The organism is Paenibacillus sp. FSL K6-1096, from assembly GCF_037977055.1.
GTDB lineage: Bacteria > Bacillota > Bacilli > Paenibacillales > Paenibacillaceae > Paenibacillus_AQ.
The window spans coordinates 5225776-5238044 of the sequence record NZ_CP150274.1 but is presented as its reverse complement, the minus strand read 5'-3'; the positions used below and the strand labels follow the sequence as shown (position 1 = coordinate 5238044).

The following is a 12269-nucleotide window of genomic DNA, read 5'->3' as shown; positions in this document are numbered from 1 at the left end:
CATTAGTACAAATTATACCTGCAAAAAAAGCTAAAATCCAGTCTATTAATGACCTCAGGTCAATAATAATTTGCATTTTTCAGCAAGAAATCGCTTACTATGACACAGTCCCGTAATCTCCATGTCTGCTCTATGTCAGTAAAGCTCAAAATGACGTTTATGGCTCCAATGCATTAACATTATTATTGCACAGCTTCATCTTTTCTATTATCATGTATGATTACATATTGTCCGCAAAGGGAGTCTGAACATGGAACAAGAACACACAGCCCAGCCTGTACCAGAATTCAAATACTGTCACGAATCCCGCGTCTTCAAAACCGGGCGCGTCTTCCCGAATGATGTCAACAACCACAAGACACTGTTCGGCGGCAAGCTGATGAGCACGGTGGACGAAGTTGCCTCCATCTCAGCCATGCGCCACTGCCGTGTCAATGTAGTCACCGCCTCCGCCGATTCAGTAGACTTTCTGCTGCCGATCCGGCCGACGGATTCCGTCTGCTTCGAATCCTTTGTCTCCTGGACGGGACGCACCAGCATCGAGGTGTTCGTCAAGATCATTTCCGAGAACCTCTACACCGGCGAACGCGCCGTAGCCGCTACATCCTTCCTGACCTTCGTCGCCGTTCATGAAGACGGCACTCCATGCCCGGTACCGGCTGTTGTAGCCCAGACCGAGGAAGAGAAGCTGATCTGCCAGTCTGCCGATGAGCGCGCCTCGCTGCGCAAGCTTAGACGGGCCAGCAGCAAGAAGCTGGCTTCAATGCTGGGAACCACGAAATACTGGGAGTAGGGGCGTCTGCCCCGCTTCCCCGCGTTCTCACCGCACAAAACAACCCCACAAAGTGAGGCATTAGCGTAGGTGATGACTCAGGTACTTTGCGGGGACCCCAAAACATATAAATTCTTATCCATCAAAAAAAGCACCGTCACACGGGAACTCCCGCAGGCGGTGCTTTTCGGTTCATATCGATCTTACGCGTTGATCTTCTCTTTGGCTACAACAGCCAGGGAGTTGAATGCGTTCAAATCATTAACGGCCAGATCAGCCAGCATCTTACGGTTCACTTGTACTCCAGCCAGCTTCAGGCCGTATACAAGCTTGCTGTAAGAAAGTCCGTTCAGGCGGGCTGCTGCATTGATACGCACGATCCACAGTCTGCGGAAGTTACGCTTAGTCTGACGACGGTCACGGTAAGCGTAAACCATCGATTTCATTACTTGTTCTTTAGCAGTTCTGAAAATGCGGTGTTTGGAACCGAAGTAACCCTTTGCCAGCTTCAATACTTTTTTATGTCTACGACGAACTACAAATCCGCCTTTAACTCTTGCCATATTAATAAACCTCCCAAAAATGTGTGATTAACTATTTCAAGTTAGCAAGCCCTTGCTTCAAACGTCTTACATCCCCGGGAGCCATTACCGGATTGCCGTTCAATACGCGTTTTGCGCGTTTGGACTTGTGGGACAGCAGGTGGTTCTTGTGAGCCTTGTAACGCAGTACCTTGCCAGTACCAGTGATCTTAAAGCGGCCTTTCAGGCTGCTATGTGTTTTCATTTTAGACATGGTGTTTCCTCCTTGAATATTATGCGGCGCCAAATTGCTGAGCAAGTGGCTCCAGATTATTGGGGCTTCGGAGCCAGAATCATAATCATACTGCGGCCCTCCAGCTTAGGCTGGCGCTCCACAATCGAAATGTCTTCCACTTCGTTCTTCACGCGCTCCAGAATCTTCTGGCCGATGTTCGCATGGGTGATCTCGCGTCCGCGGAAACGGACAGAGCATTTCACCTTATCGCCTTCGTTCAGGAACTTGATAACATTGCGGAACTTGGTCTGATAATCATGCTCCTCAATGTTCGCACGGAACCAGACTTCCTTGATATCCACAATCTTCTGGTTCTTGCGCGCTTCCTTCTCTTTCTTCTGTGTTTCATAACGGAACTTGCCGTAATCCATGATGCGGCATACCGGCGGCTTCGCCTGCGGTGCTACGTTGACTAAATCCAGGTTCAGATCGATCGCCATCTGTAACGCCTCGCGGATCGGCTTGATCCCGATTTGTTCACCCTCTGCTCCAACCAGCCGAACCTCTTTGGCACGAATTTCATCATTGATCATATGTTCCTTACTGATAATCCTCCACCTCCGCATGTTGTTAGGTAATATATTTCGGTTCTCCATAAAAAAGGGATGCCGGTAATTCCCCGACACCCCGTTTGATCAACGTTCATGAATTATTAGCATTCATAAAGCATTGAGATCAAAACCAGCCGGCCATAAGCCAGTCAGGTGAGAAGCCGGTGCTTCTGCTTGCAATCCCTATGTTTTGCACACTTGAATACTATACAGCATCAGGACGATAATGTCAACACTAAGAAACTTGTTTGCTCTGAACCTCTTCAAGCCGCACTACGCGCGTATGCTTGGTATGGCTCCACTGCTTGTTGTTCTGCGTGAAGAACGCATAGAACGTGATGGGATACCACGAGAGCAGGTAGACCGGGAAGGCCAGCAGGTACAGATAGACCTTCTTGAACTTCACCTTCTCCAGTACCATCGCCAGCAGGAAGGTCAGAATGTTGGCGCCGACAGCCAGATAGCCCAGCCAGAGCGGCAGATGGCCGTATATGTTGGCGATGTGCGGCCCGTCGAACAGGGCATTGTCGATCCACATGACGGCTGTCATCAGGAAGGTCAACAGCACAATATACACATTCGCTCCATACAGCGCCAGGTCAAACTTCGTCAGGCTGCGTTCCTTGATTCCCTGCCACAGGAGCGGGAAGAAGTAACGGCGGGCCACGGTGAAGTGCCCCTGCATCCAGCGCAGACGCTGTCTGGACGAGGCCTTGAACGTAAGCGGCTTCTCATCGAACACCTTGGCGTCATAGTTGAAGCGCGGATATACACCCTTGGAGGCGCTGCGCATGGTGAACTCCAGGTCCTCTACCAGGCTGGTTGCGCCCCAGCCCATTTCCTTCAGCAGATTCGTCTCGAAGCACATGCCGGTTCCGCCGAGGAAGTTGGCCATCTTCAGGTTATGACGGGACAGCTGCCAGAGTCGGTTGATGTACCAGTAGGATACGCCGTAAGCGGCGGTAATCCAGGAGTCTTCAGGATTCTTGGTATCGATATAGCCCTGGATCACCCGGGCGCCTGTGCACAGATCATGGTTCATTTCCATCAGGAATTCCGTATGCGCGAGGTTGTCGGCATCGAACATGACGACCGCATCATACTGGCGGGGCAGCGCCCACAGCTCCTTCAGCATCCACTCGATGGCGTAGCCTTTGCCGCGCAGGTTGGCGTTGGTGCGCACACAGGCGTTCATGCCGTGCTCCCGTACAATCGCCGCTGTATTATCCGTGCAGTTATCGCAGATAACAAATACATCGTACAGCTCCCGGGGATAATTAAGCTGCTTCAGGTTCTCCATCAGCGCACCGACCACTTCTTCTTCGTTGTGAGCGGCGACCAGTACGGCAAATGATTTTTGCGGCGCGTGAACCGCCCTTTTCTTCTTCTTGCGCAGTCCAAACAGCGAGAAGCCAAACTGATAAACTGCAATTGCTGCCAAGATCACCTGCAGTGTAACAAACAGTGCGTCTATCATGATCTTTTGATGCCCCCTTTTTCCAAGTCTAGATGTTCTCTTTTTCTCTCAGGCTTGTTAACGTTTCATGACCCTTTGTTACAATCCTTACAGTAGACAAGATTTATCCCTTTTTTCGGGCAGGTTTCCGAATGGTTTGTGTTCCGTTTCAGAAGGTATGATTTCGGATTCCGGCAGCATGCCCGGCTCCTTATTTCTCTGTTACCTTATAAACGGGATATCCCTGCTTGAATCATTGTAGACGCTTTAGGGTACACAAGTCAAAAGAGACATTATTCGAGCGGACCCGAGCTTTTTCTTGAACGGACTTCCTTAAAAAAGTATGATAAAGACAGCTTCAGATTGCAAAATCTGCAGCTCAGACTGCGCCAGATCTCTTATAGCCGGACCATCGGAGGGACAAGATATGAGACCTATATTCAAGAAACTGCATCTCCTGGAGCAGCGCATTTTTCTGTTTATCAACGGACGCCTTCACAACCCGTTTCTGAACTTCTGGCTCGTGTATCTCACGCATCTCGGAGGTGCGACAAGTACCATTGGAATCAATCTTCTGATCTGGGCACTGTGCCCGCAGCCCTGGAGCACTACAGGACTTCAGGCGCTGGTTGCACTCGCGGTAAGCCATATTCCTGTGGCCATAGCCAAGAAGCTCTATCCGCGCCTGCGCCCGTATCTTGCGCTGCCGGATATCAATACTTTCCGCAATCCGCTGAAGGATCATTCCTTTCCTTCCGGCCATACGACCGCTATCTTCGCCTCAACGGTTCCTTATATGATAGCCTACCCGGCCCTGACCGCAGTCCTGCTCCCCTTGGCCTGCATCGTCGGCTTCTCGCGGATTTACATCGGGCTGCATTATCCGTCCGACGTCATGGCCGGCGCGGTTATCGGCTCGGGTGTCGCCGCAGGCACGCTTGCCCTGTGGTTCTGACTCCCTGGAGCAGCCGGGCTTAGGGGAGTGTGCCCCGGACCCGGAGAACGGCAGCCATCTTACCACATTTGCCCTGGACCGCCTAATTTATACGCAGGTCTTAAATATTGGAGGATACGGACACATACGGCAGCAGTAAAGGCAGCCCGGGGGAACCCCCGGACTGCCTTTACTGTGTGCAGGTATGACTTATGGATCAGACCCGGGGCAAGAATAGCCCTGCCTACAGGCGGTACTTGTCCAGCCGGGTGGCCTGATATTGCTTCAGCGCCTCTTCCCCCACTATGGCCTCACAGCGGTGTATATTCACACCGCGGTTGTAGAACTTCGTCTCGTATTCGGTCATCACATGAGCTTCATTAATCACGCCGCCCTCATGCAGATCGAGCGAGATATTCTTCATCTGCAGGCCGAAGTCGGCAAAAGCGTTAAGCGAGAACTCGAACAGGCTGCGGGAATCAGTCTTCAGATGGATCTCGCCCTCCGGTCCGAGCAGCCCCCGGTACTTGTCCAGGAATCTCGGATGGGTCAGGCGGCGGCGGGCATGCTTGCTCTTGGGCCAGGGATCACTGAAATTCAGGTAGATCCGGCCCAGCTCCCCCGGGGCAAAGACCTCTTCCGCATAATCGATATTCGCCAGCGCAACCCGGACATTCGGGGGCGTCTCTTCCCCGGCAGGCTCCCATACATTCCGGGCCTTCTCGGCGGCGCGCCGGACCAGCTCATCATACATATCGACGCCGATGAAATTAATCTCCGGATATTTGAAGCTCATCTGGCTAATAAATTGGCCCTTGCCCATTCCGAACTCCACATGGATCGGATGGTCGTTGCCGAACAGCTCTGACCACCGGCCCTTCAGATTGCGTGGTTCGAGGATGACCAGATCGGTCTGCTGCTCAAGACTTTCACGTATTCCTTTTCTTCCGCGTAAACGCATAGGTATTCCTCCGCTGTCTCTTACTTGCTATCTGCTGTCAATTGGATAACTGCCACTTGCAATATTGTGCCGAACTTGAAGACAAATGTAAAGGGATTTCAGACAATACAGCCAAAAGAAAAGGAACCTCCATCCAGCCCCTGTCGGACTGATCGAAAGTTCCGTGCGTGTTGTATCCGTAATCCCATCCCGCTGCTTCAGCGGACTGTTATTTATTTATCGAACTCGAAGGTCTTCTCGAACGCATTGCGGATCTTGCGCTGCGCCTCTGTCTTAATCTTGTGGTTGCCGTTAAATTCTACGCCTGTCAGAGCAAGCGCCTCGTCAGGAGTCAGCTGCACATCAATCGAACCTTTGTTATCAGGATATACCGTTGGAGAATTCATCGTTATCACCTCTGTGGTTTAGTATGGACCAGACGACACGAAATTATGAATTCAGGAATGGAATTGTGGTTGCTGCAGCGGCTTTTTTACACTTTAAATATAACATAAGGTGTAAGCATTTTCAAGCGGAATCCCGCTTAATTCCGGCCTATTTTTCGTTTTCTTTGGCGGGATTGCCGGGAGGGATTGTTACGTTCAACCCGGTTTTTTGATACAATGGAAAGGTTAATGAAAGGAGCTGCAAATGTCCAATCTTTTACAGACCTCCTCTCCGCTCCTGTGGGGGGATAAACGTTTCCATACCTGGAATTATGAAATGCGCAGCCAGATGGACGCCAAAGTGTTCAAGGTCATGCTTGATGCGGGCTTCACCTGCCCGAACCGGGACGGTTCGATTGCCAAGGGCGGCTGTACCTTCTGCAGTGCCCGGGGGTCCGGCGACTTCGCCGGAAGCCGCAGGGACGATCTGGTGACCCAATTCAACCATGTGCGTGACCGCCAGCATCTGAAATGGCCGAACGCCAAATATATCGGCTATTTCCAGGCCTACACCAACACATATGCCCCGGTCGAGGAACTGCGTGAATATTATGAAGTCATCCTTCAGCAGCCAGGGGTTGTGGGACTTTCCATTGCCACCCGCCCGGACTGCCTGCCGGATGATGTCGTCGAGTATCTGGCAGAGCTGAACCAGCGCACCTACCTGTGGGTGGAGATGGGACTGCAGACGATCCATCAGTCCACTTCGGACCTGATCAACCGGGCGCATGATACCGCCTGTTATACGGAAGCTGTCGCCAAGCTCCGCCGCCACGGCATCCGGGTCTGCACCCACATCATTCACGGCCTCCCGCAGGAGACGCATGAGATGATGCTGGAGACGGTATCGGCTGTAGCGGGTATGGGCGTACAGGGCATCAAGATCCACCTGCTGCACCTCATGCGCAAAACGCCGATGGTCAAGCAGTACGAAGCCGGCCTGCTTCGGTTCCTGGAGCAGGACGAGTATGTAAGACTCATTGCCGACTCGCTGGAGATCCTGCCGCCGGACATGATTGTCCACCGCCTGACCGGCGATGCCCCGCGCGAAGCGCTGATCGGCCCGCTATGGAGCCTCAAGAAATGGGAAGTGCTGAATGCCATTGACCAGGAGTTGGTTGCCCGGGACACCTGGCAGGGTAAATACTGGAGGAAGCGCTGATGGGCTTCCTCTCTGTGCTCAGCTTCGCCCATAAGCTCACCGCAGAGCGCCTCGCTGCCGGCGGGCGGGCCATCGACGCCACCGTGGGTACCGGCGCCGACACCCTGTTCCTCGCCAAGGCGGCCGGGCCGCGCGGCGGGGTATACGGCTTCGACATCCAGCACGCGGCGCTGGCTCTTGCCGGAGAGCGCCTGCGGCTGGCCCGGGAGGCAGCGCCGGCCGCGCTCGCTCCCGTAACCCTGCTGCAGCAGAGCCATGCAGCAATGCTTGAAGCCGTTCCGCCGGACTATCGCGGAACGGTCTCGGCGGTGATGTTCAACCTCGGCTATCTGCCTGCGGGCGATGCCGACAAGACCATCATCACCGAGCCGGAGAGCACGCTGGCCGCGCTTCAGGCGGCGCTTGCGCTGCTGCGCCCCGGCGGGATCATCACGGCCGTGCTGTATCCCGGCCATGAAGGCGGCGGCCAGGAAGCCGCCGCTGTCGAAGCCTGGGCCGCCGGACTGGCCCAGCAGGATGCGCAGTCTATCGTGTACCGCCAGCTCCAGCGTGCATCCGCCCCTTATGTGGTGGCCGTTGAGAAGCGGCAGGGCGCGGAACAGGCCGGCTTTTCCCGCAAATAAACTCATCATATGATCAGGAAGGAAGATGTAATTATGACAAAGCCATATCCTCTGAAATTTCAGCCGGAGTTCAAAGAACGTGTCTGGGGAGGCCGGGCGCTGGAGAAATTCGGCCTCGCGCTGCCGGAAGGCCATATCGGTGAAGGCTGGATGATTGCCGACCATCCGAACGGCACCTCCTCGGTAGTCAACGGCGAGCTGGCCGGACAAGGCCTGGATGCCATCCGTGAGCAGTTCGGCCGTGAATGGTTCGGCAGCAAGGGCATCACGGAAGAAGGCGGTAGATTCCCGCTGCTCATCAAGCTGCTGGATTGCAATGATAACCTCTCCGTGCAGGTGCACCCTACGGATGATTATGCCGGACTGCCCAAGGGCGAGCTGGGCAAAACCGAAATGTGGTACGTGCTGGATGCCAAACCCGGCGCCAAAATCATCTACGGCCTGAAGGAAGGCGTAACCCGCGAGGTGCTGAAGGAAGCGCTGGAGAACGGAACGGTGATGGACAGCCTTCAGGAGGTTCCGGTATCTGCCGGAGATTCCTTCTACATTCCTGCCGGTACTGTACATGCCTTGTGCGCAGGAGTCGTTGTTGCCGAAATCCAGCAGAATTCGGATACTACATACCGGATCTATGATTATGACCGCCCGGGGCTTGACGGCAAGCCGCGCGAGCTGCATATCGAGGATTCCCTGAACGTTACCGCCTATGAAGGGGCAGGCGCAACTTCGATGAAGACTGACGGTGCGGTCGCAGGTGAATGGCTGCAGCTGGCCGCCTCTCCATATTTCATTGTAGAAAAAGGAATTGTCTCCGGCGAATGGCAGCTGGCCACCACGGACGACAGCTTCACCATTCTCGTAATCTGTGAGGGCAGCGGCCATCTGATCTGGGAGGGCGGCTCCCAGCCTTATGCTGCCGGGGAATGCTATCTGCTCCCGTCCAGCCTGGGCGCTTACAGCATTGAAGGACAATCTACCGTACTGCGCTCTTATCTGCCGTAAGCAGGAGGACAGGCGATGACCGAGAACACCTTCACGATGACCGATCCGGTAGGGGTGCGGATTCACGTCTATGAATGGCTTCCTGAGGCGGGGAACGGTGTCCGGGGGATCGTGCAAATCTCGCACGGCATGTGCGAGACGGCTGCCCGTTACGCCCGGTTCGCTTCGGCGCTCACCCAGGCGGGGTATGCAGTCTATGCCAATGACCACAGGGGCCATGGCCTTACGGCCGGCAAGGTGAACCTGCTCGGCGACTGCGGCGAGAACGGCTTCACCTGGATGCGGCGCAATCTGCTGCAATTGGCGGGCATAGCCCGCTCCCGGCATGAGGGCGTACCGGTCTTCCTGTTCGCCCACAGCATGGGCTCCTTCCTGGCCCAGAAGCTGATGTGTGAGGAAGGCCATGAGATGTACAGCGGCTTCATCCTCAGCGGCACCAACGGACCCCGGAGCATGCTGCGTATGGCGGAGTCCCTCTCGGCCCTGCAGCTGAGGCTCCAGGGGGACCGCCACCGCAGTGTGCTGCTCAACGGCATGGTCTTCAGTACCTATAACCGTGCCTTCTCCCCCGTGCGGACAGCGTTTGACTGGCTGAGCAGCGACCCGGACGAGGTTGACCGGTTCATTGCCGATCCGTTCTGCGGAGCGATCTGCACCACCCGCTTCTTCCGAGATTTCTTCCATATGCTGCGGGAGCTTCATACCAAGTCCACCCTGCGGAGCCTGTGCAGCGACAAGCCGGTCTATCTGTTCGCCGGAGAGAAGGACCCCGTGGGGATGAACGGCCAAGGGGTGAAGCGCCTGGCTGATCTGTACCGGGAGCAGGGGCTGCAGGACGTGGAGCTTAAGCTGTACCCCGGCGGCCGGCATGAGATGCTGAACGAGGTCAACCGGGATGAGGTCACCGCCGATGTGCTGGACTGGCTCGCCCGCCACCTGCCTGCGGAATCCATGCGGCTTGAGCCTGCGGGTGATTAGCAAAGGAGCTGTCCCAGAAGCCATGAAACGGCTGCTTGGGATAGCTCTTTATGCTGAAGTAGATTTAGCGTTAGCACCTGGGAGAGGGAGACGCTCCACAACAGAACGTTGTTCCCATCGATGATATTACCTGCGCGCCAGCAAAATGTATGCTGTTTTTCGCATACATAATTCCCCACAATAAAGGGGCTGTCACTTTCGGGACAGCCCCTTTTTTATTTTGCAGCAAATGGGACATTAGTGTCTAAAAGTATGCCTTAAGCCTCTCCGCTAAAACTCGCTTATAAGCTGGAAGGTCATACGCAGAGTTGTTTACTTTAGTTTTATGCATACTTAGCAGGTTGTAGATACGTTCCTCCAGTTTACTTCTGCCCCTAAGAACCTGCACAGTTCCTTCTAAGCCCTGGTGCCCCTGTCTTAAGCCATATCCTTGGGTGGTGTAATACTGGATGAACCCTTCCGACCACTCTTGGGCTCTTTCCTGGACCGCTTTGCGGAAAGCATACTCCAGATCGTCCTGTTCGACCACAATCAGCAGTGGATTCAACCGTTTGATGATGGCCTCCAGCTCCAGAATGTAGCTTGTCATGTATTCTTCTGCTGCACCGTGCTTGATCATCCCCATGGTTACAGGATTCTGGAGAAAAGCGCAGTCAAACACATACGTATCCGGCCCCCGTAGCGCCTTCTCCGCAAACTGCTGCCATTTGGCTGTAATCAGTTCTCTATGCTGATCCAGCGGCAATTCATAGATATCCTTCCGGGCCAGAGCATCGGTCCATTCCTTGGAAAGACACGGCCCCTGTTCGTTCATTAGTTTGCGGTATTCGAGCAGATAATTGTTGCTTTGACTGGCAGTGTACGCGCTTAATACTTCCCCTGGATTCCCGCCGCAGGTTCTAGACAGCTCATCATATTCCGCTTGTGTAAGGCAGGCTACTCCCTCGTAATCCGCCGGATGCGCCAGATTCCCTTCAAGGAAAAGTCGAGTTTCAATCCCCATCTCCGTAAGAATCTCATATACCAGCTGCGCTGTTGTTGACTTCCCGAAGCCGGGCAAGCCCTCGATTAAGATCAATTTTGGCTGTAGTTGTTGTTTCATCTGTCATTCCCCCGTTCATGTTTTGGAGGATAGCAGATTAGGGACATAGAGATGCTGTTTCCGGTGGCAACAAAAAAGGATACCCCCAGGTATCCGCACGCAGCCGGTGTATGAACCCTTCGCCCTGCATACCCTGTAAGACTAACGCAAGTCATGCCTAATAACCTAGTGATTCTCACTATGGCCGGCAAGCTTCCCGTCAATTTGTCCTTACAGAGTAATCCACATGATAGGGTAAAGGCTCCTTTGTTCGCATCTCTTTACTGATCGTAACACCTGGCATGGATAAATACAATTACGAATGGGGCATCTACCAAGGAACCACCTTAAGCTCCGGCCACTTCGATTTCCATTTGAGTGTCTTAGCTGCATAGATCTCCTCGCGGATCAGTGCCTTATTCGGACGCAGGATCAGGTCAAATAGATCGTTCAATCCAAATGGAGCGTAAATCTGCCAGTCACCGTTCAGCTCAAGCCTTGCTCCCAGCGAGGTCACAGTAGTCGGCCAGCTGTCGATTGCAGCTTCCAGCGATGTGTAAGGCTTGATCTCCAAACCAAATTTCTGCGGATACCACAGATGAACCCGAGCCTGATTTTTGAGATCGACCGGGATGGCAATATCCTTAAAAAGCTCCCTGCCCTTAGCAACCATCGCATCCTCAGCAGCATAACTCAAATCGGCCGCATCATAGTAAATAATATCGATGTCACTGATTCCGTACCCCGGCGCCTGCCCGGTAAGCTCGTTCCACACCGTTTGCACCAGGCATCCTGCGCCAATGTAATAAGATAACGGGGCCAAGCCTTGGGCACGCTTGAAAATATCCATTAGCAGTGTATCGCGGGCGAACAGCTCCGTGAGACGGTTATACATTTCATCGCAACTATTCATCGCCCGAATCCCCCACACTTCCGCTAGACAGTGCATGCTGCAAAATAAGCTGTGGTCCCTTACTCCCGCTGCGCCGCAGGCCGTGATCCTGAAATCCGGCGCGGAGATATAGCTGACCGGCAGCGGTATTGCGTTCATTCACAGCCAACACAATCTGACGGGCTTCCGGGTAGTGGCGGCGGACAAAATCCGGCAGCAGCAACATCGCTGCTTTAGCGAACCCGCGGCCTTGGCTGGCGTAGTCCATCAGGAAGGCGCGCAGCAGAACTGCACCGGTATAGTCGGGAAAGAAATTGGAGATGCCTTCACCGGTATGAAGGATGAAGAAGCCCACCGCCCGTTCTCCGCAGGCAATGACCACTCCCTCCTTACCGGCATCCTCCTCGATATCCTGAAGCGTCTCCTCCGGCAGTCCGGTGAACTGCAACTGCTCCGCCGGAAGCTGAAAGCCCAGTAACTGGTCCTTGAATCGTTCCCCGTGCTCCTCATCGTACCTAAACAATGTTATGTGCTGCTCTTGGCTCAACTGTATGCCCCCCATAGGTAATGGACTCCCGCCCACGCCACGCCAATTGTGATCGGTTTTTCGATTACA

The 12269-nt window shown here is 54.0% G+C and carries 15 protein-coding genes and 1 other annotated feature; of the genes, 6 read left to right on the top strand and 9 right to left on the bottom strand.

From position 1 onward, the window contains the following. Positions 1 to 250 precede the first annotated feature (250 nt). Positions 251 to 793 (top strand): acyl-CoA thioesterase, encoded by a 543-nt coding sequence (locus tag MHI24_RS23275; protein WP_340021894.1) that lies wholly within the window; start codon positions 251 to 253, stop codon positions 791 to 793. Between the two features lie 182 nt (positions 794 to 975). Here the strand turns inward: MHI24_RS23275 and rplT are convergent, their stop codons facing one another. From rplT to MHI24_RS23255, 4 genes are all read right to left on the bottom strand, one after another. Continuing rightward, entirely contained in the window at positions 976 to 1335 is a 360-nt protein-coding gene (gene rplT / locus MHI24_RS23270) for a 50S ribosomal protein L20 (RefSeq protein ID WP_238655064.1), read from the bottom strand. 31 nt (positions 1336 to 1366) lie between these two features. Next, positions 1367 to 1567 carry a 50S ribosomal protein L35 gene (gene rpmI, locus MHI24_RS23265; protein WP_238655065.1) on the bottom strand — a complete coding sequence of 67 codons (201 nt, stop codon included), beginning with the start codon at positions 1565 to 1567 and terminating at the stop codon, positions 1367 to 1369. Between the two features lie 56 nt (positions 1568 to 1623). Next, the gene (gene infC / locus MHI24_RS23260) at positions 1624 to 2121 is read right to left on the bottom strand and encodes a translation initiation factor IF-3 (protein WP_340021893.1); all 498 of its coding nucleotides are present in this window, start codon (positions 2119 to 2121) and stop codon (positions 1624 to 1626) included. A 56-nt stretch (positions 2122 to 2177) separates the two neighbouring features. Next, positions 2178 to 2321: a sequence feature (ribosomal protein L20 leader region), on the bottom strand. A 53-nt stretch (positions 2322 to 2374) separates the two neighbouring features. Continuing rightward, the gene (locus MHI24_RS23255; protein WP_340021892.1) at positions 2375 to 3616 is read right to left on the bottom strand and encodes a glycosyltransferase family 2 protein; all 1242 of its coding nucleotides are present in this window, start codon (positions 3614 to 3616) and stop codon (positions 2375 to 2377) included. A gap of 406 nt (positions 3617 to 4022) precedes the next feature. On the opposite strand from MHI24_RS23255, the gene MHI24_RS23250 reads away from it, so the two are divergent. Next, positions 4023 to 4550, top strand: a complete 528-nt coding sequence (locus MHI24_RS23250) for a phosphatase PAP2 family protein (protein WP_340021891.1) — start codon at positions 4023 to 4025, stop codon at positions 4548 to 4550. A 223-nt stretch (positions 4551 to 4773) separates the two neighbouring features. Here the strand turns inward: MHI24_RS23250 and trmB are convergent, their stop codons facing one another. Both trmB and MHI24_RS23240 read right to left on the bottom strand, forming a co-directional pair. After that, entirely contained in the window at positions 4774 to 5490 is a 717-nt protein-coding gene (gene trmB, locus MHI24_RS23245) for a tRNA (guanosine(46)-N7)-methyltransferase TrmB (protein WP_340021890.1), read from the bottom strand. Between the two features lie 212 nt (positions 5491 to 5702). After that, entirely contained in the window at positions 5703 to 5876 is a 174-nt protein-coding gene (locus MHI24_RS23240; RefSeq protein ID WP_238655070.1) for a hypothetical protein, read from the bottom strand. Between the two features lie 244 nt (positions 5877 to 6120). Here MHI24_RS23240 and MHI24_RS23235 point away from each other — a divergent pair, with 244 nt between their 5' ends. The 4 genes from MHI24_RS23235 to MHI24_RS23220 are packed head-to-tail and all read left to right on the top strand — an operon-like array spanning position 6121 to position 9680. Further along, positions 6121 to 7077: a TIGR01212 family radical SAM protein gene (locus MHI24_RS23235; RefSeq protein WP_340021889.1), complete on the top strand. Its 957-nt coding sequence runs from the start codon at positions 6121 to 6123 to the stop codon at positions 7075 to 7077. Next, positions 7077 to 7700 (top strand): class I SAM-dependent methyltransferase, encoded by a 624-nt coding sequence (locus MHI24_RS23230; protein ID WP_340021888.1) that lies wholly within the window; start codon positions 7077 to 7079, stop codon positions 7698 to 7700. Before MHI24_RS23235 ends, MHI24_RS23230 begins: the two co-directional genes overlap by 1 nt. 33 nt (positions 7701 to 7733) lie before the next feature. Further along, a complete protein-coding gene (locus MHI24_RS23225; protein WP_340021887.1) occupies positions 7734 to 8702 on the top strand; it encodes a type I phosphomannose isomerase catalytic subunit in 969 nt (322 codons plus the stop codon). A gap of 15 nt (positions 8703 to 8717) precedes the next feature. Next, on the top strand, positions 8718 to 9680 hold the full coding sequence (locus tag MHI24_RS23220; protein ID WP_340021886.1) for an alpha/beta hydrolase: 963 nt from the start codon (positions 8718 to 8720) through the stop codon (positions 9678 to 9680). Between the two features lie 244 nt (positions 9681 to 9924). Here the strand turns inward: MHI24_RS23220 and MHI24_RS23215 are convergent, their stop codons facing one another. The 3 genes from MHI24_RS23215 to MHI24_RS23205 form a co-directional block, all read right to left on the bottom strand. Beyond that, the gene (locus MHI24_RS23215) at positions 9925 to 10782 is read right to left on the bottom strand and encodes a hypothetical protein (protein WP_340021885.1); all 858 of its coding nucleotides are present in this window, start codon (positions 10780 to 10782) and stop codon (positions 9925 to 9927) included. 310 nt (positions 10783 to 11092) lie between these two features. Next, the gene (locus MHI24_RS23210; protein WP_340021884.1) at positions 11093 to 11674 is read right to left on the bottom strand and encodes a nucleotidyltransferase family protein; all 582 of its coding nucleotides are present in this window, start codon (positions 11672 to 11674) and stop codon (positions 11093 to 11095) included. Beyond that, on the bottom strand, positions 11667 to 12200 hold the full coding sequence (locus tag MHI24_RS23205) for a GNAT family protein (protein WP_340021883.1): 534 nt from the start codon (positions 12198 to 12200) through the stop codon (positions 11667 to 11669). The genes MHI24_RS23210 and MHI24_RS23205 overlap by 8 nt, the downstream gene beginning before the upstream one ends. Positions 12201 to 12269 lie beyond the last annotated feature (69 nt).